The sequence below is a fragment of the Streptomyces hyaluromycini genome, assembly GCF_002217755.1.
GTDB lineage: Bacteria > Actinomycetota > Actinomycetes > Streptomycetales > Streptomycetaceae > Streptomyces > Streptomyces hyaluromycini.
In genome coordinates this window covers 115,451-137,367 of the sequence record NZ_BCFL01000017.1, presented here as the reverse complement: position 1 = coordinate 137,367, position 21,917 = coordinate 115,451, and the positions used below count along the sequence as shown (strand labels likewise).

The 21,917-nt window shown below is 72.5% G+C and carries 14 protein-coding genes; 7 read left to right on the top strand and 7 right to left on the bottom strand.

Features of this window, described 5'->3' with window-relative positions; all coding sequences use genetic code 11:
* Window positions 1–13 precede the first annotated feature (13 nt).
* From SSP29_RS58370 to fabG, 7 genes are read left to right on the top strand one after another with little or no spacing between them, the layout of a single operon-like run.
* Entirely contained in the window at window positions 14–262 is a 249-nt protein-coding gene (locus SSP29_RS58370; RefSeq protein WP_167449883.1) for a phosphopantetheine-binding protein, read from the top strand.
* The gene (locus tag SSP29_RS08610) at window positions 259–1,704 is read left to right on the top strand and encodes a beta-ketoacyl synthase N-terminal-like domain-containing protein (RefSeq protein ID WP_167449882.1); all 1,446 of its coding nucleotides are present in this window, start codon (window positions 259–261) and stop codon (window positions 1,702–1,704) included. Before SSP29_RS58370 ends, SSP29_RS08610 begins: the two co-directional genes overlap by 4 nt.
* Complete coding sequence (locus SSP29_RS08605) at window positions 1,701–2,948, top strand: hydroxymethylglutaryl-CoA synthase family protein (protein ID WP_089099957.1); 1,248 nt, start codon at window positions 1,701–1,703, stop codon at window positions 2,946–2,948. The genes SSP29_RS08610 and SSP29_RS08605 overlap by 4 nt, the downstream gene beginning before the upstream one ends.
* On the top strand, window positions 2,945–3,673 hold the full coding sequence (locus SSP29_RS08600; RefSeq protein WP_089099956.1) for an enoyl-CoA hydratase-related protein: 729 nt from the start codon (window positions 2,945–2,947) through the stop codon (window positions 3,671–3,673). Before SSP29_RS08605 ends, SSP29_RS08600 begins: the two co-directional genes overlap by 4 nt.
* Entirely contained in the window at window positions 3,670–4,455 is a 786-nt protein-coding gene (locus SSP29_RS08595; protein WP_089099955.1) for a polyketide synthase, read from the top strand. The genes SSP29_RS08600 and SSP29_RS08595 overlap by 4 nt, the downstream gene beginning before the upstream one ends.
* A gap of 32 nt (window positions 4,456–4,487) precedes the next feature.
* Window positions 4,488–5,456 (top strand): zinc-binding dehydrogenase, encoded by a 969-nt coding sequence (locus tag SSP29_RS08590; RefSeq protein ID WP_089100709.1) that lies wholly within the window; start codon window positions 4,488–4,490, stop codon window positions 5,454–5,456.
* A gap of 19 nt (window positions 5,457–5,475) precedes the next feature.
* Window positions 5,476–6,180 carry a 3-oxoacyl-ACP reductase FabG gene (gene fabG, locus SSP29_RS08585; protein WP_089099954.1) on the top strand — a complete coding sequence of 235 codons (705 nt, stop codon included), beginning with the start codon at window positions 5,476–5,478 and terminating at the stop codon, window positions 6,178–6,180.
* A gap of 23 nt (window positions 6,181–6,203) precedes the next feature.
* Here fabG and SSP29_RS08580 read toward each other — a convergent pair whose 3' ends face one another.
* The 7 genes from SSP29_RS08580 to SSP29_RS08550 are packed head-to-tail and all read right to left on the bottom strand — an operon-like array spanning window position 6,204 to window position 21,828.
* On the bottom strand, window positions 6,204–17,204 hold the full coding sequence (locus SSP29_RS08580; protein ID WP_089099953.1) for a WXG100-like domain-containing protein: 11,001 nt from the start codon (window positions 17,202–17,204) through the stop codon (window positions 6,204–6,206).
* A 10-nt stretch (window positions 17,205–17,214) separates the two neighbouring features.
* Window positions 17,215–17,592 carry a WXG100 family type VII secretion target gene (locus tag SSP29_RS08575; RefSeq protein ID WP_089099952.1) on the bottom strand — a complete coding sequence of 126 codons (378 nt, stop codon included), beginning with the start codon at window positions 17,590–17,592 and terminating at the stop codon, window positions 17,215–17,217.
* Window positions 17,585–18,016, bottom strand: a complete 432-nt coding sequence (locus SSP29_RS08570; protein WP_089099951.1) for a YbaB/EbfC family nucleoid-associated protein — start codon at window positions 18,014–18,016, stop codon at window positions 17,585–17,587. The genes SSP29_RS08575 and SSP29_RS08570 overlap by 8 nt, the downstream gene beginning before the upstream one ends.
* Before the next feature lie 26 nt (window positions 18,017–18,042).
* The gene (locus tag SSP29_RS58365) at window positions 18,043–20,433 is read right to left on the bottom strand and encodes a WXG100 family type VII secretion target (protein WP_150133792.1); all 2,391 of its coding nucleotides are present in this window, start codon (window positions 20,431–20,433) and stop codon (window positions 18,043–18,045) included.
* Window positions 20,434–20,456: 23 nt separating this feature from the next.
* Entirely contained in the window at window positions 20,457–21,161 is a 705-nt protein-coding gene (locus SSP29_RS08560; RefSeq protein WP_089099950.1) for a hypothetical protein, read from the bottom strand.
* Between the two features lies 1 nt (window position 21,162).
* Window positions 21,163–21,453 (bottom strand): WXG100 family type VII secretion target, encoded by a 291-nt coding sequence (locus SSP29_RS08555; RefSeq protein WP_089099949.1) that lies wholly within the window; start codon window positions 21,451–21,453, stop codon window positions 21,163–21,165.
* A gap of 39 nt (window positions 21,454–21,492) precedes the next feature.
* A complete protein-coding gene (locus SSP29_RS08550; protein WP_089099948.1) occupies window positions 21,493–21,828 on the bottom strand; it encodes a WXG100 family type VII secretion target in 336 nt (111 codons plus the stop codon).
* Window positions 21,829–21,917 lie beyond the last annotated feature (89 nt).

The following is a 21,917-nucleotide window of genomic DNA, read 5'->3' as shown; positions in this document are numbered from 1 at the left end:
AAGGCAGGGTTCCATGACACACGACGAGATCTGGGAAGTGCTGTGCCGGCACGTCCGGGACGTACTGGGCGACCTCCAGGACGACGAGATCCACCCCAGGCAGAAGCTGCGGGACCTGGGAGCCAACTCCCTCGACCGCATGGACATCCTGGTCGGTACCGTCGACGAGCTGCGGCTGACCGTGCCCACGGGGGCGCTCGCCGCCGAGCCCACGCTCGGTGGTCTCGCGGAACTGCTCCACGCGCACTGCGAGCAGCCGTGAGCCCCTCACCGGTGCCGGACCGGCGGCAGGGGACCGGCATCGCGGTGACCTCGGCCGCGGTGCTGCATCCGGCCGCCGCCACCGTCACCGAACTGGACCGGGTGCTCCGCCGCGGCGAGCCGACGCTGCGCCCGACTCCCGTGCCTGGCGCGGGACTTGTGGTCCCGGCCGCCCATCTGGACGGCTTCGACCTGCGGTCCTGGGCCCGGTCCCACTGTGCCGACCCGGCGGGCCGCGACAGGCTGCGCCGGGTCGCCGGACGGGCCACCCTCCCCGTGCGGACGGCCTGTTGTGTCGCGCTCGCCGCGTGCACCGCCGCCCGGCTGACCGAGGCCGAAGCCCGTGACACGAGCGTGGTGATCGCGGGCAACAACCTGGCCCTGGGCCACCAGTCCCGCTCCGCCGCCGCCTACGCCGCCGACCCGGCCACGGTCCGCGCCGGGCATCTGCTGGACTGCTTCGACACCGACGCGCTCGGCGCCGTGGGAGAAGTGACCGGGTGCCGCGGGGAAGGCTGGCCGATCGGCGGTTCGTCGGCCGCCGGCGCGCTCGCCCTGATCCACGCCACCCGTATGGTGGCGGCCGGACAGGCACCCCGTTGTCTGGTCGTCGCGCCGGTCAACGACCTTTCCCCGGTGGAGATCGGCGCCTTCGTGAAGGCCGGGGCCATGACCCCGGTCACCGCGGGCGGGGACGCCGCCGCGGCCTGCCGCCCCTTCGACGAGAGCCACGACGGCATCGCCGTGGCCCAGGTCGCGGCGGCCGTACTCGTCGAGCCGGCGTCCGAGGCACACCGGCGCGGCATCAGGCCGCTGGGCCGGATCCTCGGCTCCGGCACGAGCACCGACGCCCGACGCGGCACCCGGCCCGACACCGACGGCCAAGTCCGTGCGATGCGCAAGGCGTTGTCCGACTGCGGTCTCGCCCCCTCGGACATCGACTACGTCAACGCCCATGCCACCGGGTCGGCCGTCGGCGACGACAGCGAGGCGGCAGCCCTGGCCGAGGTGTTCGGCGCCGGCGGATCAACGGCCTTCGGATCAACGGACGCCGGATCAACGGCCTTCGGATCAACGGCCTTCGGATTAACGGCCTTCGGATTAACGGCCTTCGGATCAACGGACGCCGGATCAACGGCAGTTGAATCCACAGCCGCCGGTGCAACAGGCATCGACGGGCCGTGGGTCAACTCGACCAAGGCCCTTCTCGGCCACGGGCTGGGAGCCGCGGGGCTCGTCGAGGCCGTCGCGACCCTGCTGCAACTCGCCGGCGGCTACTGCCACGCCAATCCCCACCTGGCCAAACCGGTGCGGACCGACCTGAGGTTCGTCACCGACACGATCACGCGTGCGCCGCTGCGTACCGCGTTGAGCAACAGCTTCGCCTTCAGCGGGATCAACGCATCCCTCGTCCTGGGGCGAGCGGAGGAGGACTGCCCATGAAGCCGGTCGGCATCGAGGACATCAGCGCCTATCTCGGCCTGGCCTATGTCGAGGTCGACGACCTGTTCCGGGCGCGGGGCATGGACACCTCCCGGATGGCGAACCTGATGATGCGGCGCAAGACGGCCGCGCTGCCCTGCGAGGACGTCGTCAGCTGTGCCGTCAACGCCGCGCGCCCGCTCCTGGACCGTCTCGGCGAAGGCGAGCTGGAGACGATCGAACTGCTGGTGGTGGGCACCGAGTCGGGGATCGACCTGTCCAAGTCGGCCGCGACGTGGATCCACGAGCTCCTGGGGCTGCCCCGCACCTGCCGCCTGTACGAGGTCAAACAGGCGTGTTACGCGGGTGTCGCAGCACTCCAACTCGCCGTGGCACAGACGGCGATCGCCTCCCGCGAGGACGCCCGCGCCCTGGTGATCGGCTGTGACGTGCCGCGTCTCATCCGCGGCAGCACGGCGGAACCCAGCCAGGGGGCGGGCGGGGTCGCCGTCCTGGTCGGCTCCCGGCCCACGCTGGCGACAGCCGAGCTGGGCGCTGCCGGATACTGCGGCTTCGACGTGACCGACGTCCGCCGTCCCACTCCGTCGGATCACATCTGGGACCCCGATCTGTCCCTCATGTCGTACGTGGAGTGCCTCCGGACCGCCTACGGCGACTACGTGCGGCGGCGCCCGGACACCGACTTCCTCGACTCCTTCGACCACCTCGTGTTCCACACCCCCTTCCCCGGAGCGGTCCGCGGGGCACACCGCTCCCTGCTGCGCAGCCTGGGGCGCTTCGCACCGCAGCAGGTCGCGGAGGACTTCGGGCGCCGTCTGGAGGCCTCCGTCCGGTACCCGGCGCAGGTCGGCAACATCTACGCCGGGACCACTCTCCTCGCCCTGCTCAGCCTGTTCGACCACGCCGGGACCGGCCCCGCGGCCACCCGGCGCGTCGGGATCTTCTCCTACGGGTCCGGGTGCTCCTCGGAGTTCTGCAGCTACCTGCTCAACTCCCCGGGGGCGACGGGCACGTCGGGCGTGGCGGACGCGCTCGCCGCCCGCACCCGCCTGGACGTCGACGCCTACGACGAGATCGCCGACGCCTGTGACCCGTTGTGCGCCGGTGTGGCCGACTTCGAGGGCGACCTGTCGCTGGCGGAGAAGCTGGCGCCGGCCGTGAGCCCGGATCGCCCGCTGACGATGCTCGAACACATCGACGACCACGAGCGCCACTACGTCCAGCTCGGCGGGGGACGGCAATGACCGCCGTCACCCTGACCCACCGGCCCGGACAGCTGCGGGCCACCCTCACCGGTCCCGTGCTCGCCGAGGACGTGGTCAAAGCGCTGATCTCGGCCCTGGAACAGGCCGAACGCACGCCCCGGGCAAGGGCGTTCGTGATCGACTCCCACGGTCCGGCGTTCTGCACCGGAATGCCCCTGAGCGGCGACCGGTCCACGGGCGACGTCCTCGGCGGCCTCGCGTCGGCACACGACCTCTTCACCGGCCTGGCGCGCAGCCCCCTGGTCACCGTGGCACTCGTCGACGGGCAGGTCACCGGCGGCGGCGTCGCCCTCGTCGCCGCGTGCGACCAGGTCGTCGCCGGTCCCGGAGCCACGTTCAGGATCACCGAGTTGCTGGTGGGGCTGCTGCCGGCCGTACTGCTCCCGGTCGTCGCCGAACGCGTCGGTCACCACCGCGCCTTCTCGCTGGCGCTGACCGCACACCAACTGGACGCCGCCGGCGCCGTCGGCATCGGCCTCGCCGACCGCGCGGCCCCGGAGCCGGAGGCCGAACTGACCCGGGTCATGCGCGAGGTGGGACGCACCACCCCGTCGGCCGTGGCGGCCCTCAAGCGGTACCGCGACGCCCTTCGGTCCGGGCCCGGCAGCCTGGAGCAGGCGGTGGAAGCGATGCGTGAGCGCCTCGACGATCCGGCCGGCCGGGCCAGGATGTCCCTGCTCGCGGAACAGGGGCTGCTGCCATGACACGCACGGTCGGCCCCGTGACGATCCGCCTGGAAGCACCCCTGGCCCATGTGACCCTCGACGACGCCGCCCACGGCAACCGCATCACACCCGCCGCGCGCGCCGCCCTGCCCGCGGCTCTGGCGGAGGCGGCAGCGGATCCCGGTACCCGCGTGATCGTACTGAGCGGGCTGCCGGACGTCTTCTGCGCCGGCGGCACGCGCGAGGACCTGACCGCCGAAGGCGAGGCCCGCACCCCGCACGGCTGGGACTTCGTACGGGCCGCCGCCGACTGTCCGCTGCCCGTCGTCGCGGCGGTGCAGGGTCATGCGATCGGGGGCGGACTGCTGCTGGCGCTCTACGCGGACGCGGTGGTCCTCAGCGATCGCTCCAGCTACTCCGCCAACTTCCTCACCTACGGCTTCACCCCCTGTCTGGGCGCCACCCATGTGCTCCCCGCGGTCCTCGGACAGGCGCTGGGCACCGAGTTGCTCTACACCGGCCGTCCCTACCGCGGCCGTGAACTCGCCGCCCGCGGCGCCGCGGTGAACATCGTCGCGCACGACAAGGTCCCCGCCCGCGCAGCCGCCCTCGCCCGACGGATCGCCCAAGCGCCCCGTACGACACTCCAGTTGCTCAAGCAGGAACTCGCCGAACCGGCGCGGGACCTGGCGCTGGCAGCCCTGGAGCGTGAGCTTCCCCGCCACACAGCCACCTTGGACGACCCGGAGACCCGGCGCCGTATCGGCACGCTCTACCCGCCCACCCAGTCCCGGCAGTCCGAAGCGGGGAGCCCGCTGTGACCGTCGCTCCGACCACCTTCCGGAGGCAGACCATGCTCGCGGTATACGCCCAACACCCCTCGTCCGACGACCCGTTGGGCACCCTGCGCTTCGGGGAGCGCCCGGCGGCCACCGCCCCCGACGACACCTGGACCGTCGTCACCGTCAAGGCCGCCGGCCTGAACCACCACGACCTGTGGACGCTGCGGGGCGCCGGACTGCCCGCCGACCGCTACCCGATGATCCTCGGCGGCGAAGCCAGCGGCATCGACGAAGAGGGCAACGAGGTCATCGTCGGCACCATCATCGCCGCACCCCACTGGAGCCACGAACCCGTCCGCGACCCCGCCCACACCCTCCTCAGCGAGGGAACCCCCGGTACGTTCGCCGAACGCGTCGCCGTTCCGCGCCATGTCCTCGCCCCCAAACCGGACGGGTTCACCCATGCCGAGGCCGCCTGTGTCACCGGTACCTGGCTGACCGCGTACCGCATGCTCTTCACCAAGTCCGGCCTCGCCCCGGGAGACACGGTCCTGATCCAGGGAGCCGGCGGCGGTGTGTCCACCGCGCTGATCCGGCTCGCCCGCACGGCCGGATTCCGCGTCTGGGTCACCAGCCGCAGCGCCGAGAAGCGCGCCGCGGCCGAACGGCTCGGCGCGCACGCCGCGTTCCCCTGCGGCAGGCCGCTGCCCGAGCCCGTGGACGCGGTCATGGAGAGCGTCGGACGCGCCACCTGGTCCCACTCCCTGCGCTCGGTCCGCCCCGGAGGCACGATCGTCGTCACCGGCGCCACCTCGGGCGCCGACCCGATCGCTCACCTGAACCGGATCTTCTGGAACGAACTCAGGATCGTCGGCTCCACCTCCGGCACCCTCGACGAACTCCGCCGGCTCCTGGCCCTCATGACCCGGCACGGCCTGCGTCCGGACATCGCCGACGAACTCCCCTTCGCCGACGCCCGCAAGGGCTTCGAACGGCTCCTGGACGGCGATGTGGTCGGCAAGATCGCCTTCCACTGGTGACCCGCGAAAGGGGTCTCGTATGAACCGCTCCGTCCTGATCACCGGTGGCAACCGCGGTATCGGCCGCGCCATCACGGAAGCCTTCCTCAAGGCGGGCGACCGCGTCGCCGTCGCGCACCGAGGCGGCGACGAGCTGCCGGGCGCCCTCGACCTGCGGTGCGACGTCACGAGCACCGAGCAGGTCGACGCCGCCTTCACGGCCGCGGAGTCGGCGCACGGGCCCGTGGAGATCCTCGTCTCGAACGCCGGGATCACGGACTCCGCGCCGCTGGCCGCCATGGCCGAGGACCAGTTCGGCCGTGTCCTGGACACCAACCTCACCGGGGCCTATCGCGTCGCCAAGCGAGCCAGCCGCGGCATGGTCAGGCTCCGGAACGGCCGGATGATCTTCATCTCCTCGGTGCTCGGCACCGGGGGCCGGCGCGGTGCCGCCAACTACTCCGCGTCCAAGGCCGGCCTGGTCGGCCTCGCCCGCAGCATCGCCCGGGAGTACGCCGGTTACGGCATCACGGCGAACCTCGTGACGCCCGGCCTGGTCCGCACCGAGATGATGGCGGACATGCCTGAGGACATGCGCCGCCAGCTCCTGGACCGGACCCTCCTCAGGCGTCCGGCGGAACCGGAGGAGATCGCCGACGCCGTGCTCTGGCTCGCCGACGACAGATCCCGCTACGTCACAGGAGCGGAGATCCACGTCGACGGCGGCCTGAGCCTCGGCGCCTGACGCGCGGTCGGCCGCCGGGGACGCTACCGAGCGGGGTGCGGGGGGTGGGTGATCGTGATGACCGCGCCGTGGGGGGAGTCCTGGGTGTCCTGGGCGGGGTCCGGGACGTGGGGCTCGGCGGTGATGGTGAACGCCTCGGAGGTGAGGGGGGAGCCGAGGTCGTGCAGGTGGGTGTCCAGGCGGTGGATGAAGGACTCGCGGATGTGTGCGGCGCGTTCGGTGGCGAGTTGGATCGACCTGCCGAAGTGGGGCCGGCCGGAGAGGGACACGGTGGCGTGACCGGTGATCTGGACGGTGGGCAGTCCGTCTCCGGTTTCGGTGCGCTGTACGGCGTTCCGCGCGACGCCGCCGGCCAGCGCGTCGAGGTGGGCGGTCTGGGCGGGGTCGAGGGTGGGGGTGTCCTCGGTGGTGAAGGTGATGTCGTGGGTGAGCGCCGGGGCGGGTGGGGGTGCGGGTGAGACCGGGCGCGGAGGGGCTTCAGGGGACGCGGTCCAGTGGAAGACGTGGCCGGTCAGGGTGCGGGGGGTGCCGTAGGGGCCGGTGTCGTCGTGGGGGTGGAGGGTGATGCGGACGGGCTGGCGCATCAGGGATGTGGGGCCCGTGAGCTTGGCCTTGCCGGGTTCGGTGGCGGGCCGGGCGTGCGGCAGGGACGCGTCGGGCGTGGGGCGGTGCGGGGTGCCGGGGGCGCGGGTGACGGGGCGGGCGGAGTCGTAGGTCTGGTCGCGGGTGAGGCGGGTGCTGGAAAGAGGGACGGAGAGGACCGGGTCCTCGGTGAGGACCGCGAGGTCGGCGGGGGAGACGGTCCAGTTGTAGGAGTTGGTGGCGGCCGTGGCCGACTCGTCCTTGACGGCGACGGAGAGCTCGTCGTCGGCGGCCTCACGGCGGGTCAGCTCCTCGGCGGGGCCGACGGCCTCCATGGACACGGCGAGCGAGGTGCCCGGCACCCGGTAGGGGGCGGCCGAGTTGCCGAGTTCGTGGAAGAGGGCGGGGAGCGACTGGCCGGAGAACATCTGGCGGATCGCGAACTGCTCCTCCAGCGTGAGGCGTTGTTCCTGGCTCAGGTCGTGGCCGGGGCCGAGCCGGGGGTCGGCGGTGAAGGTGGCCAGGAAACGGGAGACCGTGGCGGTCAGGTGCGGGGGGAGCACGGTGTGGGCCGCCCAGTGGGCCGCGCCGGCGCTCTGGGCGAGGGCCCAGGAGTAGTAGGCGCCGGTCTGGCCCAGTACGCCGTCGCCCCAGGGGCGCGGGGTCGCCTGGACCTGCACGGCGGTGTCGTGCAGGGCCTTGGTGTTGTCGAAGCCGACCAGGTCGTGCGCCCCGCGCAGGGCGTTCTGCCAGGCGGCGTACCGGGCGGGGTCGCGGAGGCGGCCGAGCTCGACGTCGAACGGCCGGCCGGCCGGCGGGGCGGCCGGATCGTCGGGGGCGTGCGGGGCGCCGGGGTGGGGTGCGGCGGCCGCGTCCTGGGTGAGGGACTCCGGCACCCACGCCGTGACCCGGTGCGGGCCCACCGCCTCCGGCTCCTTCGGCAGGTGCACGAAGCGGCCGGTCTCGGTGCGCCGGGTGACCGTCACCTCGTACCGCAGGTCCGTGGTGAACCGGGCGTTCGTGTCGCCGTATCCGGACGTCTTGTGGCCGACGGTGGTGGTCACGCCGGACTCGGCGCTGCTGCCCCGGCCGCCCTCCAGCGCGCCGGACGGGGTGGCGGAGGCCGAGTTGAAGTGGGGCACCGGGGGGCGCACGGAGGCCCGCAGGTTGCCGTCGACACCGAGCGTGCCCTTGGCGCCGGCCTTGCCCTTGACCGTGTGCGCGGCGGTGACGTCACGGGTGAGGGGGCGGTCGGAGCGGGAGCCGTCGTCGCGCCAGCCGTCGGTGATCCCGCGCACCAGCACCTCGGTGACGACATGTCCGGCGCGCGTCACCTCGACGTGCCGGTCCAGGACGCCGGGGCCGACGAGTTCGTCGTAGCGGGCGGCGAGGGCGTCCGGCGCGTAGGTGTCGGCGAAGGGGAGGGCGGCCACCGGGACGGCCTCCTCGCCCGGTCCGCGCAACTGCTGGTCGATCTCGCGGAGCACGGGGTCGGTGTCCGGGAGTTCCACCAGGGCACCGCCCGAGACGCCCTGGTCCAGGAGGGTGGCGCGGAGTTCCGGGGGCGCGGGGGACGGGGCGGCGGGCATGGGGGTGGTGGTCGCGGTGTGCAGGCGGGTCACGTCCTCGTCGGAGAGGAGGACGTGGATCTCGTGGTCGCGGCGGACCGGGCGGCCCACGTGCGAGGTGCCGGACGCCTCGGTGAGGCGGCCGGCGACGCTCAGCTCGGCCGTGGCCCGGTAGACGTGCCAGGTACCGGTGTGGCTGACCTTGCGGGTGGTGCTGGTCTGCTGTTTGAAGGTGCCGACGTCGTCCCACTGGCCGCCGGCCTTGAGCTTGCCGCCGCCGCGCACCTGGAACGTGGTGGTCAGCGCACCGGTCGCGGTCTCCGGGAACCGGCCGAAGTCCGGGCCGATGTTGCCCTTGAGGGACAACGACGTCTGGTCGGCGAGGGCGGTGGCCCCGCTCGCCTTCAGCTCCAGGTCGAGGGTGCTGTCCCCGGACAGCGTCTCCTGGTACGTCAGGTCGATCAGCCGGGTGCGCACCGACAGGCCCACGGTGTCGGGGGCCCGGCCGTCGCCGACGTGCCGGTCGAGCGTGTTGGCCCAGCCGGAGTGCGAGGCGGAGACCAGACCGGGCAGCTGGGCGTGGCCGGCCAGCGCCTCCACGGCCTCCTCCAGCCGGGGCACGGGTGACGCTTCGGCGTCGCCCGGCCTACGGGTCTGGTACGCCTGCTCCAGCGCGGTCCGCGCCTGGCGCTGGAACCCGGCCTCGTCGGCGACCCGCGTGACGGCGTGCAGCTGGGGCAGCCGGGTGGGCCGCAGGTACCGGGGCGCGGTGGCGGACAGCTCCGGGCGGCGCACCTCGACCCGCAGCCGGTCGTCGGCCGCGGTGGCCACGTCGCGCACCGTGTCCGGGCCCTGGCCGTCGGCAGGGCGCTCGGCGGGCAGGGTGCTCGGCGTGTCGCCCTCCCGGTGCGGGGCGACCAGGACCCGGTACGCCACCGGGTAACTGAACGCGTCCGCCGGCCCCTTGTGCTGGAACGTGCGCTTGGCCTGCGTCTCGCTGGACGCCACGGTCTGCCGGGACGGGCCGTACGAGCCGTCGACACCGGCGTTCCCGAACGCCCGTACGCTGTCCGGCGGGTTCAGCGCCCTGCGCACGTTCCCGCTGACACCGAGGGTGTGCTTGCTGCCCCGGGTCACCCCCTTGTCGGCGGCGTGGCCCCGGGCCACCGTGTCCTTCGCGGTTCCCGCCGCCGCCCCGTCGTGGCGGCCCGCCCCGGTGTCGGCGCGGACCACCACCTCGTACGTACGACCCGGCAGCCCCGGCAGGTGGGACGCGTCCAGGGTGATCCGGAAGGTGCCGTCGAGGAGCCGTCCGCCGTCGGCGCGCAGCCCGGACCGGGAGACGCGTTCACGCAGCAGGCGCTGGTTCTCCATGGCCTGCGGGGTGACCCGGCCCGCCCCGCCGTCGGGCGGCGGCAGGATACCGGGGGCCAGCTCGCGCAGCCGCTCGGTGATGTGCCGCTCCAGCTCCCGGGAGCCGGGCACGTCGACGAAGGCGGTGCGCTGGGCGGTCAGGGGCTCACGGAGGCTGACGGGGGCGTCGGCGGCCGGGGCGGGAGCGTGGGTGCCGGGGACGCCGGATGCGTCGGCGGCCGGGGCGGGAGCGTGGGTGCCGGGGACGCCGGATGCGTCGGGGGTGGGGGCCGGGGTGTCGGCGGGGGGTGCGGCCGGCTGGTGGCGGACGCGGATGACATCGCCGGTGCGTACGGCGGGCGGGTTCTCCTCGTCGCGCGGGGCCTCGCCGCGCGCGGGGTCGGGTTCCGCGCGGACCGCGTGCAGGCCGTCCGCGCCCGGGGCCAGCCGCTCGCGCAGCACCTCCAGCCGGAACCGTACGCCCGTCCTGACCAGGTCGCCGGTGCCCTTGTGCTCCAGGCTCCGCTCCAGCGAGAAGGTCTGCTTGCCCTTCTCCTGGTGGGCCTGGCTGTACGCGTAGGAGTAGCCGCCGGTGACCGTCAGCCAGCTCGACTCCTTCGTCGTACCGCTCTGCCACAACCGCCGCGCGCCGCCGCCGTTCAGGCCGAGGCCCCAGCCGGAGGTGTCGGTACGGCCCGAGGCGTGCTCGCCGGTCTCCTTGCTGGTGACGGTGTCCTTGTCGGCGACCGTGCCCTCCCGCACCGATGCCTCGGGCTCCAGGGTGAGCCGGAGCCAGGCGTGGCCGCCGCCGGTGAGGTCGAGCCGCTTGGAGGTCAGGCCCCAGCCGGCCGCGTGCTCGAAGCCGTCCACGACGTTCTTCGGGGACAGGAACTCCAGGATGTCGTTGTGCGCGGTGCCGTCGGGGCGGGCCTCGCCCGGGAGATGCCGGAAGACGTCCTCGCGCAGCGCGCCCAGGCCGGTGACGTCGAGCGGACGGCCCTCCGCGCGGTCGGGGCGGTCGCTCTCCCAGCCATTCCACTCGGTGGCGCGGCCGTCCGCCGGGGCCGGCTCCGGGCGGGTGATCTCCGCGGTCACGTCGGCGGCGACGGGGGCACCGGCGGGCCGGGGGAGCGGGCGGCCGTCGGGGCCGGTGACGGTCGCCTCGTAGCGGAAGCGGGAGACGTAGGTGGCGGTGGGGCCGGTGAGCGAGGTCTTCGTGCCCGTCTCGGCACCCGTCTTCACCGAGGTGTCGGTCGCGTGCGTGGCGCCGCCCGCCTTGACGGAGGGGGTGATCAGGGCCAGCCGGTCGCCCCGGGAGCCGTCCGGGAGGATCACGGTCGGGGCCAGGTCCAGGCCCGCCTCCGAGGCGGTGAGCGAGGTCTTCTTCGGCTCGGCCGCGCGCTTGGCCTCGGCGGACCGGTCGAAGCTCTTGCCGTTCCTCTCCTCGGCCGTCGCCTGGTCCGCGCGCAGGTGCCAGCGGCCGGGGCGGGCCGTGAGCGTCACGTCGTGCAGGGCGCCGGCCACCCGGATCTGGAAGCGCCAGCCGCCGTTGACCATCTGCTCGTGCCGGGTCCGGAAGTTGGCCGGGTCGAACTCCGCGTCGAGCTTCTGGACGACCTGGCGGTCGGTTCGGTGCGCGGCGGGCAGCGTCGCCAGGACCTGGGCGCGCAGGTCCTCGGGGCCGGGGGCGTCGGTGATCCGGATGCCGGCCAGCGACCGCTGGTGCCGGTCGCCGAGCCGGGCGGGCGGGCCGGGCGGCTCGGGGGGCTCAGGGGACGGCGCGGTGTGGTCCACGGTCTCGGGGGCACCGGCCCGGTGGGGGTCGTCGTCCGGCGGACGGGGGGTCGCGGGGTCGCCCTCCGGCTCCACGACGATCGGCTCGGACCCGGCGGCTTTGACGGCATCCTCGGTGACCGGCCCGGCGACCGTCTCGGTGACCGTCTCGGGGTCCACGACGGGTCTGACGACGGGGTCCACGACAGGTTCGACGACGGGTAGCACCTCGGGCTCACCGGGCCGCACAGCGATCGCGGCCTCGGGCTCCGGCGAGGGGAGGACGGGGTACTCGACACGGGGGAGGGGAGATGCGTGCGTGAGGGGCGAGTCGGCGCGGGTGAAGGTCGGCGGTTCTGCCTCGGCGGTGGTGAATTCGGTGTGCGCGAGCGGTGGCGGGGGCTCGGCCCGACGGGTGGTGGATTCGGCGTGCGGAAAGGGGGAGTCGAGGTGCGAAAGGGAGGCGTCGGCGTGGGGGAGCGGTGAGTCGGTGTCGGTGAGGGGTGGCTCGGGCTGCCGGATGGGTGACTCGGCCCGGGTGATGGGCTCCGTCGGCGGGAGCGGTGACTCGGGGTGGCCGGTCGGTGGTTCGGGGTGGTTGGTCTGTGGCTCGGGACGGTCGGTCGGTGGTTCCGCCGGGACCGGCCGTGGCTCCGGGGCCGGGCCTCTGAAGCGGAACTCGGCCGGGGCGTGGACGAGTTCCGCGTCGTTGAGGCCGGGGCGGAAGCGGAGGAGGGGTTCGCCGCCCTCCTGGTGGGACTCCACGATCTTGCTGAAGATGCCCTTGCTGAAGGGCGTGGCCGGCTCCCAGTCCATGTGCGCGCCGTGCATGACGCCCATGTCGCCGGCCATCATGGTGTTGACGACGTCTTGGTAGGGGTCCCCCTGCAGCCGCGTGCCGCCCGGCGTGCTGATGTCGAACACGTCGTGGTCGCCGGTGATCTCCCGCCACTCCCCCTGGCCGTCCCGGCCGAACACCAGGCCGTCCTCGACCTTGAACCGGCCCTCTTCGGTGAGTTGCTCCATGACCGGCGCCAGCGTCCTGAACTCCTCGTCGCGCTGGGTGTGCCGCGCCTGGAGCTTGGTCCAGGTCGCGTCGTCGAGGCTGCCGCGCTCGGGCAGCACCGGCTTGAAGTAGCCGATCAGGCCGCGGTGTTCGTCCTTGGCGCCCAGCAGTACGTCCAGGTCGTTGACGGACTTCGCCTTGATGTCCTTGGGCTTCGGCAGCTTCCCCTGATCGAGCCATTCCGGGGCAGCCGTGTTGGTCGGCCGGACGTCGATCACGAGATTGTGCGTCCGCGCCAGACTCTTGAACCTGTCGAAGTTCTTCTCCGGCATTCCGTAGTGCGACCGTGCCACGGCAGGGGCCACCGCCCGCGAGGATTCGTGCCCCGGCGCGGGCTCGGGTGCGGGCGTCTGCGCCGTCGTGTCCGTGATCTGGATGTCAGGTACGGACGAGTGCTCCGTACCGGTGTCTCCCTGCTGAACGGTGTCCGGAGAGTGCGTCTGCAGGCCGCTGCCACCGGCCACGGGGGCGCGGGGTGCGGCCTCGTCGGAGGGCGGAGCGGACGCCTCTCGGGCCACCTGCAGCACGGGGGGCGTGTCCGTTCCGTGGAACACGGCCTCCACGCCGTCGGACATCGCGAGGAACTCGTTCTCGGACTCGTACAGGAAGAGGGTGTGCTCGGGCTCCCCCTTCTCCGGTGCTCTGCTCTGCAGGTACGTTCCGAAGACCTGGTGCAGCGGAATCTCCTGCGAGGTGACCCAGAACGCCCCCAGCGTGTGGTTCTCGGTGTCGTTCTGGTCCTTGTACGGTGACATGAGGCTGTACGAATCCGCGGGCCCGCGCCGCAGATTGATCCGGGCGCCGATGTCCGGGGTCCGGTCACCGTTGGCATCGTCCACCACGGATCGCTTGTCCAGGCGCAGGAGTTGGACGACGCCCCGCTCCGGGTCCACGTTCGGCATTTTCACCCGGGTCAGGATCTCGTGGGTGAAGACGTGCTGGGCCACCATGCTCCGCACGTATGTCGGGGCGAAGTTCAGCACCGGCATGGCGTCCTCGTGGCCCGTGTAGGGGGCATCGCTGTCCTTGACCCCCGAGCCGTCGAGGCGGGACATGTAGAAGCCGTCGGCATGCTTCGCCGGACGGAAATGGCTCGTCATCACCTTGAAGCGGAGCGCCTCGCTGGTATTGGAGCCGGCCGACTGGCCCACAGCCCAGTGCGCCAGCCAGTCGCTGTCGCCGCCGTTCCTGTTCAGCCAGGCGTGGAACTGCGCCGACACACCGCCAGGCCCATGCAGTGATCCGCCGATCGGCCCCGACGGATCGGTCGGCGAGACCAGGGCATACGACGTCACGACGCCCGCATCGGTCCCGGGCTGGTCACCCCAGCGCTCGTTCACGACCAGCTCCCGCGGCAGGTTGTCCAGGAAGCCGTCCTCCGCCATCAGCATCTGCACGTGCAGGAACTCACTGCGGTACTCGGGCCGCCAGCCGTCCTGCTTCAGCGACGACTCCACCTTCAGCAGACGTTCGGCACGCTCTCGTTCCGGATCGCCCGGCTCCTTCGCACGGACGGTCTCCTCCGCCCGTTCGGTGATCAGGCGAAGCCGGTGCTCGGCCGCATGCGCCATGGCCTGGTACGCGTCATTCCGGTAACCCCACTGCGGCCAACTGCCCTGCTCGTTCTCCCCCAGGAGAACTGCCGCCTCACTTTCGTGGGAGTACGCCGCCGGAGTCGTACTGATCGTCTGCGCGGACCGGTGCTCTTGGACGGCCAGACCGAAATAGACGAAGGGATCGTCTCCCCACAACGTGGGTGCCTCGAACGGCCCGGACGGCAACGACTCCAGCAGGGGAACGTCCGGGGCGGGCACGGTTGCCTCTTCCGGGACCGCCTGGTGTCCGGCGGCATCGGTGTGCTCGGTGTGCTCGGTGTGCCCCGTCTGCTCCTCGGTCTCCGGTGTCCCCGGGCGGTCCGGGCCCTGTCCCTCGGCGCTCGTCCCCGTCCCGTTGCCGTGCTGCGCCATGTCGTGGGCGGGAGCCGGTGCTGTCCAGCGGGACGGCCCCGGCAGAGCAGTGGCGCCGCGGGTGGCCGGCGTGTCACTTTCGGCGTCGCTCCAGTCCGTCTCCGGCTCCGACTCCTCGTCGGAGTCGTGCTGCTGCCGCCGATTCCTCATTGCGTTGTCGAAGGCCCTGGCGAGATCTGCCTGGGTCGTGGTGCGCGGTTCCGTGGCCGCCGACGCCTTCTGCCCGGAGCCGTCGAGCGGCTCGTAGCGTGACGGATCGGAGACCGGGTCGACCCAGGTGTGACTGCGCTTGTGGGGCGTCGCCGTGCGGCGCGTCTGCTCCCACTCGGCCTCGTGCGCGAGCCCCGGGCCCTCGCGGTGCAGGTCGCCGACGACGGCGGCGACCAACTGCAGATGACGGTCGCGCAGACCACCCCTGCTCAGCCCCTCGGGCGAGTCGGCGTGGAAGTTGCCCATCAGGCTGCCCTCGACCTGGGGGCGGTGCGGAACGGCCTCGTCACGGTACTCGTCACGCAGCCCGAGCACCTGGTGACTCAGCTCATGGGCGTATTCGACGGGTTCCGCGTCCGCCCGCCACCTCCGCTGGTCCATGACCCCGTCACGGCCGACGAGATCGACCGTCAGGTGCGCCTCCTCATGGGGCGCCGCACGCTCCACGGTGACATGCAGCCGGTCACCGCCACCGGGAAGGTGGTCCGGGCCGGGCAGGCGGTACCCCGGCGCGTTGAGGTACTGCTCGACGCCGGCCGTCACCTTGGCCCAGACGGCATCCGTGTCGTGCCCCTGGCCGCCGTCGCGGAAGGCGACCCGCACCGTCAGATCGGTGACCGGCTCGCCCCGGTACACGAACCGGCGGGCCTCGAAGGTGGAGCGCACGACGAAGCGGGGCGTACGGTCGAGCGTCATCCGGGGCGCCGGATCCCGTCCGGCCCGGTGGCCGCCGGGGGGCGGGGTGGGGTCCGGAGTGGGGTCGGGGGTGGCGGCGTGGGCGGCGGCCTGCCGGTGGGGTACGGCGGTGCCGTCATGGCCGGGTGCGGCGGTGGCGCCAGCGGTCGCGGTCGCGGTCTCCGACACGGCGGCGGTCGTACGCGAGGTGCCCTCGGTCTCGGTCTCGGTGGTGGTTGCGGTGGCCGACGAGGACGTGGTGGCGGTGGTGGACTGCGTGGGCCTGGACGCGTCCGCGGTACCGGTGGCCTGCGTGGTCCTGGCGGATTCCGGGCCGGTCGTCTGGGTGCGGGTGGCGGCGGACGGAGGCGTGTTCGTCTCCGTCTGGGTACGGACCGATGTGCTGGGCTCGTTACGGGCGGACACGCCGGTTTCCGTACGGACGGACGGCGCCGACCCGGTCGTACCCGTACTTGTCCCCGTGCCGGTGCTGATCCCTGTGCCGCGCTGTCCGCCCGCGCTCGTCGTCGACGGGCGGGCGGTTCCGGCGGTGGTGGTGGTGCTGACGCCGCCTGTCGTCACACGGGTCTGCGAGGTGGCCGCCGTACTGGTGCGGGTGGCCGTCCCGCCGTCCGCGTGGGATGTCGTCGCGCTCGATGTGGACGTGACGGTGGTCGTGAACCCCGGCAGCCCCTGCTCGTACTGGTGCTCGTGCTCGTGCTGGGCGGTGGCGACCGAGGCGGACGACGACGTGGCGGTCGTGGTCGACGTGGTCGTGGTCGTGCCGTGGGTCGTCTCGGTGGTGTGGTGGGTGGTGGAGCTCTGCCCGGTGGTTGTGGCTGTGGCGGTCCCGTTCTTCTCCGCGGTGCCCGTGCCCGGCGTCGAGTCCTTGAAGGTCGCGGTGTCGGACAGGTGTTCCGTCTTCTCGGCCGAGACCAGGCCGGTCAGGTCGGGAAGGCCGGACAGGTTGATCTTGAGCGCGTCCGGAACGTTCACATGGACGGGGTCCACCCTGACCGTGTCGTCCTTGCCGCCGAACCGCCGCTTGCCGCCACCGCCCAGCGCGCCCAGCGCACCCGCGCTGATGGACGTGCCGAACTCGTCCGCTCCGCTGTGGTAGATGCCGTACATGATCCCGGAGGTGCCGATGCCGGTGGCCGCGCCGAGGACGGCCTTGCCGAGCAGCGAGTGCGCGAACTTCGGTGCGAGGACGCTGCCGGCGCCGAAGAAGAGGCCGCCCACGGCCCCGCCGATGGCGCCCGACACCACGGCGGAGACGGTGTTGTCGGTGGACCACTCGGTGCGGTCGCCCTTGAGGAACTGGATGGTCTGGACGGCGACGTCGAGGCCGACGTTCATGGCGACACCGGTCGCGACCGAGATGAGCAGCCGGCGCAGGATCATCTTCACCGCGACCCGGGCCGCCGTGATGGCCAGCGGGATGACCTCGGGCGCGAAGAAGATCCACTCGGCGATCTGCGCGGCCAGCAGGATGAGCTGGCCGAGGATCATGTACTTGGAGTACTCGACCTGGACGGCGGTGTGCTTGCCGAGCTTGCCCAGCTGGTTCGCCGACTCGGCCATCTCCGGGAGGCTGGCCTCCAGTTGGGTCACGAAGGCCCGGAACTCGTCGGCGACCTGTCCGCCCACGCTCTCCAGGACCCCGTTGCCGGACGCGCCGATCTGCCCGCTGATGCCCTTGAGTTCCTGGGCGGCGTCGTTCCACGCCTGGCCGAGGGCGTGCAGGTTGTCCTCGTCGCCCTTGGGCCAGGCCTGACCGACCGCCAGCCGGGCGACCCAGGCCAGCTCGGGGGGCATCTCGACGCTCATACCGGGGAGTTCACCGCCGGGTGCGGTGCGGCGAGGAGTCGCCGCCGCCCGTCGTCACGGAGTCCGTGGACGGTGTGATGGCGTGCAGCGCCTCCACGTTCGCCTCCTCGGTCCGGGCGAAGCCCTTGGCCATGGTGCGGATGCCGTCGACCGTGCTGTCCAGCACGTTGCCGACGCCCGTGATGCCCGCGCTGAGCTGCCGCTTGGGCTCCGCGTACTGCTCCAGGAACTGCCGTCCGCTCTCGTCGTCGCCCCAGCACGCGCCGAGCGACTCCAGCCGGCCGTCCAGCTTGGTGGCGATGGAGCGGATCCGCGCGGCCAGCTCCTGCATCTGCGGGGCGGACTGGCCGAGCCTGGCGGTGTCGACGGAGAAGGTGCCGTCACTCATGGGTCTCTCCCTGGAAGCCGTGGTCGACGTAGTCGCGTACGGAGTCCGGCATGGCCGGGTCCTCGGGCAGTACGGCGGCCGGGTCGACCCGGCCCTGGAGCAGGTCCGGCACGGTCACCCCGGGCGGCAACTGCTCGGCGAGCACGCCGGCGACGCCCTCCAGCGCCTCGGCCCTGGCCTGCCGCAGGGTGGTGAGCAGCACGTCGGCCAGCTCCTTGGGCGCCATCCGGCGGTAGGCGCCGGTGGGGAACTCGATGGCGGTGACCTCCCCCTGGGCGCCGACGGTGATCTTCACCGTCTGCCGCGGGGCGGTCACGGTCGCCGTCGTCTCGTTGATCCGGCGCCGGGTCGCGGCGGCCTCGTCGCGCTGGCGGCGGTACTGGTCCAGCAGGTCCTCGATCTGCTGGTCGTACGGGCTGGGCACGGGAACTCGTCTCCTCTAGGGCCGGGTCAGAGGGTGGCGGTGGAGTCGCCGGGGACGGTGCCCCAGGTGCTCTGGGGCTGGACCAGCAGGTCCGCGATGCCGCGGGCGGCCGGTTCCTCGTCCGGCTCCTCCCCGGCCGCCGCCGACTCCTCGGGCGCCTCGGGCTCCTCCGGCGCGGGGCCGCCGTCGCCGCACATCGCCTCGCCGAGGGCGGCGGTGCCGGTGCCGGCCGGTGACCCGGCGGCGGTGCGGTCCGGCTGCCAGGTGGTGCGCGGCTCGGCGGACTCGGCCTGCTCGGGGTCCGCCTCCCGCACGCGGTCACCGCGCAGCGCCCACAGCAGGGGGACGAACCCGGCGGCGCCGGTCCCGGCCTCCCACGCGGAGAAGTCCTCCGCACCGTCGTCGACGTCGTCGCCATGGTCGCCATGGTCGCCATGGTCGCCGGGGTGGTCCGCGGTCAGCGGCAGACCGTCGGATCCGACGGCGACCGGTGCGGTGCGGGGGGCGGTCGCGGTCGCGGTCTCGGTCTGGGTCTCTGGGGCGGTGCCCGTCGCAGGCTCCGCCGCCGTGCCCCCTTCGGCCGCTGCCGGCTCTACGGCGCCCTGCCCGGCGTTCACATCGGTGCTCTCGGTGGTGCTCTCGTCCGCGTTCCCGTCGGCGTTCTCGGCGGTGCTCGTGTCGGCCCGGTCGTCCGCGCGGCCCCTGGTGGCGCGGGTCGCGGAGCCCGTGGTGATGCCGAATCCGGGCAGGTACGGCACTCCGGGCAGGGCTCCGGTGGGCGAGCCGGCCTCGTCGTCGGACTCCTCCGCGCCTTCCCAGGGTTCGGCGCTGCCGTCGAGCAGCCCGGAGGCGTCGCTGCGTTCGCCGGCGCCGTCCCGGCCCGCGCCGGGGGCGCCGCCCATGCCGCCCATGGCCGGCATGTACGGCATCCCGGCCGTGCCGAGGCCCTCGCCGCCGGCCGCCGTGCCCAGCTCCGAGCCGACCTCGTCGCCGGGGGCCTCCTCGCCCTCCCAGGGATCCGCACTGGAGTCGAGCAGCCCCGAGGCGTCCGTGGGCTCGGAGGTGAGACCGGCGCCGTTCGCCCCGCTGCCGCCCATCCCCGGCATGTACGGCATCCCGGAGGACGTCGCCAGCTGGGACGGGGAGAGGGCGTCGGAGGACAGGCCGTCGGCGAGGCCGTCGCCCAAGCCGTCGGTGAGACCGTTGCCCAGTCCGTCGCCCAGCCCGTCGTCCAGCCCGGTGTCGCCGAAGGCGGCCGGGTCGGCCGTGGACAGACCGCCCAGCGAGCTCTCCCCGTCGGCCCCGAGGCCGCTGCTGCCCAGCCCGGACAGGCTGCCCAGGCCGGGAAGGGAGAGCGGATTGAGCGCGCTGTCGATGGCCGAGGGGTCGAGGCTGCCGAGAGAGCCCAGATCACCGAGATCGCCGATACCGTCACCGCTGCCGAGCCCGCTGTCCGCACCGCCGTCCAGGCCGAGGTCGCCGGGGTAGGAGGTGGGGTCGCCGGAGCCGTCCAGACCGGTGAGGTCCCCGACGCCGCCGGTACCGTCGCCGATGCCGTCGCCGGTGCCGAGCCCGCTGCCCAGGTCGGTGTTGGGGTAGCCGGAGAGGTCCGACAGGTTTCCGTTGTCGCCGAGGTCGCCGAGGCCGGAGTCGGACCCGCCGCCCAGGTTTGCGTCGGTGTTCGGATCGCCGTTCGGGTCCGGAAGACCGTTGTCGTCACCGGAGCCGTTCGGGTTGTCGGTCGGCGAGGTCACCGGGGTCGGGTTCACGATGGCGTCGGTGGTGACCTGGTACGAGTGCGCCAGGTTCTTGAGCACGGCGCGCATGTCGTCGGTCATCATCGCGACGAGTTCGGGCTTCTGGCTGATCGGGATCAGCCCGTCGGACATCGGCGTGACGCCCATCTGCTGGGCCTCGTTGGCGTAGAACACGTCGATCTCCGCGAGCTTGTTCTGCGCGCTCTGGAACGCGATCGCGTTGTTGGCCAGCTGGTGCGGGACGGAGTGGTCGCCGGTCGAACCCCCGGACAGCACATCGGCGTTGGCCTTCACCTGCCGGGAGAAGTTGGTCATCATGTCGAGGAACGAGTCGGCGGCGGTGCCGCCCCACGGGCCGTTGTCGCCGGCGAGCGCCTTGGCCTGGTCGACCAGGCTCTTGGTGACGCCCTCCAGGGTCAGCTGGATGTGGTAGAAGGCGTTGGCCGCGTCCAGCAGCGACTGCGGGTTGGCGATGGAGCGGGCGTGGGCCAGGTTGGCGTCGGTCGAGACTCCGGACGACATGCCGTAGACGGCGGCCTTGATCTGCTTCCAGTCCCAGTTGTCGTAGTCCGTGACGCTTCCGTTGGACGAGCCGTCGGGATCACCGAAGATCGCTCCGTCATCGCCCTGGTGGAAGCCGCCGCTGTTGTAGTCCGGCACTTTCGCCCTCCCGCCGAGCGCGCCTAGGTGGTGCTGTTCGAGTTGCCGTTACCGGTGTTGCCGTTGCCGTTGCCGGTGTTGCCGTTACCGGTGTTGCTGTTCGAGTTGCCGGTACCGGTGTTGGTGGTCATGTTGTTGCCGCCGTTGGACGTCATCATCGTGTTGAAGTCGGCGGTGGTCGTCGTGAAGGCGTCCGCGAGGTCCTGGGCCGTCATGTCGTTGGCGTCCTCGGTCGTCGCGTACTTCTGGCTCAGCCCCCGCACGCCGTCCCGCAGGTCCGTCAGACCGCGGACCAGGGCCGACAGGGCGTCGCTGTAGCTCTTCTTGAGGCCGGCGTCGGCGTTCGGGCCGTTGACCGTCGTGCGCATCACGTTGGCGTGGTAAAAGGCGCCCGGCGCGACCGAGACATCGGTCAGATCGGTGGCGACCTTGCGCACCGGCTGGATCAGCAGGTCGATGTTGGAGGCGAACAGGTCCAGCGACGGCGTGCTGACCGAGGTCCCGTTGTGCCCGTCGCCGCCCGGTACCGGCGGGGGCACGAAGGGGTGCAGGTCGGAGAGGATCCCCTGGCTGTGCAGGACGTCCGTGCCGCCGTGGTAGTGGTGGTCGTCGCTGTTGCTGTTCCCGGTGCTGCTGTAGCTGTTGTTGTAGTCGTTGGGGTTGTAGTTCGGGTCGTTGTTGCCGCCGTTGTCGTCCCTGTTGACGCTGTCGGCGTCCGTCTTCGCCATCTCACTGGTCCCAGAGACTCACGCCGTGCCGCTCACCCGCGTAGTAGGACTCGTTGATCTGGCCGAGGGCGTTGGTGGCGTTCTGGGCCTGGGTCACCATGTCGGCTGCGGCGGCGTCCCACTTGGCCTTGGCGACGTCGTAGGTGGCGCGGGCGTCGCTGGTCCACTCGCTCAGGTGCACCTTGGCGCTGTCGTCCAGCTCGCTCAGCGCCGCCTGGATCTTCCCGCTGATCGCGGTCATCTCGCCGATCACGTACTCGACCTGGTTCATGTTGACGGTGTACGTAGGCATGGGTCGCTCCTCGTGTGTGGGGGTGGTGGGGACCGGGAGTCAGAAACCGGGCAGCGGGGCCGACATGGTCTTGCTCAGCTGGCTGGCCGCGTCCGTGGTGTTCTGGTGCGTGGTGTCGTAACTCCCGGTGTTGGCCTGGAGCTTCTGGAGCATCAGCTCCAACTGCTGCTTCACCGCGCCGAAGTCGGTGAGCCAGGTGTCCATGGCGCTCTGGAAGGTGGCGGAGGCGTCACCGGTCCAGCTGGAGCGCAGCGCGTCGATCTGGCTCTGCATCTGGGTGTACGTGCCGTTGACCTCGTCCAGGGCGGTCTGGAAGCTGCCCTGGGCGGTCCGCATGCCCGAAGTGTCGACCGATGTGTTCGTGTTGGCGGCCATGGCCGTTCCTCTCGTGGCGGGGACGATGGGGGTCGTCGTTCGTGATGGTTGTCCGGGGTGGCGCCGGTCAGGGGGCGGATGCCGGACTC

Excerpts from the sequence above, each read along its gene's own strand:
- SSP29_RS08605 (WP_089099957.1), top strand. The coding sequence starts at position 1,701 with ATGAAGCCGGTCGGCATCGAGGACATCAGCGCCTATCTCGGCCTGGCC.
- SSP29_RS08590 (WP_089100709.1), top strand. The coding sequence starts at position 4,488 with ATGCTCGCGGTATACGCCCAACACCCCTCGTCCGACGACCCGTTGGGC.
- SSP29_RS08550 (WP_089099948.1), bottom strand. The coding sequence starts at position 21,828 with ATGGCCGCCAACACGAACACATCGGTCGACACTTCGGGCATGCGGACC.
- SSP29_RS08600 (WP_089099956.1), top strand. The coding sequence starts at position 2,945 with ATGACCGCCGTCACCCTGACCCACCGGCCCGGACAGCTGCGGGCCACC.
- fabG (WP_089099954.1), top strand. The coding sequence starts at position 5,476 with ATGAACCGCTCCGTCCTGATCACCGGTGGCAACCGCGGTATCGGCCGC.
- SSP29_RS58370 (WP_167449883.1), top strand. The coding sequence starts at position 14 with ATGACACACGACGAGATCTGGGAAGTGCTGTGCCGGCACGTCCGGGAC.
- SSP29_RS08595 (WP_089099955.1), top strand. The coding sequence starts at position 3,670 with ATGACACGCACGGTCGGCCCCGTGACGATCCGCCTGGAAGCACCCCTG.
- SSP29_RS08575 (WP_089099952.1), bottom strand. The coding sequence starts at position 17,592 with ATGAGTGACGGCACCTTCTCCGTCGACACCGCCAGGCTCGGCCAGTCC.
- SSP29_RS08555 (WP_089099949.1), bottom strand. The coding sequence starts at position 21,453 with ATGCCTACGTACACCGTCAACATGAACCAGGTCGAGTACGTGATCGGC.
- SSP29_RS08580 (WP_089099953.1), bottom strand. The coding sequence starts at position 17,204 with ATGAGCGTCGAGATGCCCCCCGAGCTGGCCTGGGTCGCCCGGCTGGCG.
- SSP29_RS08560 (WP_089099950.1), bottom strand. The coding sequence starts at position 21,161 with ATGGCGAAGACGGACGCCGACAGCGTCAACAGGGACGACAACGGCGGC.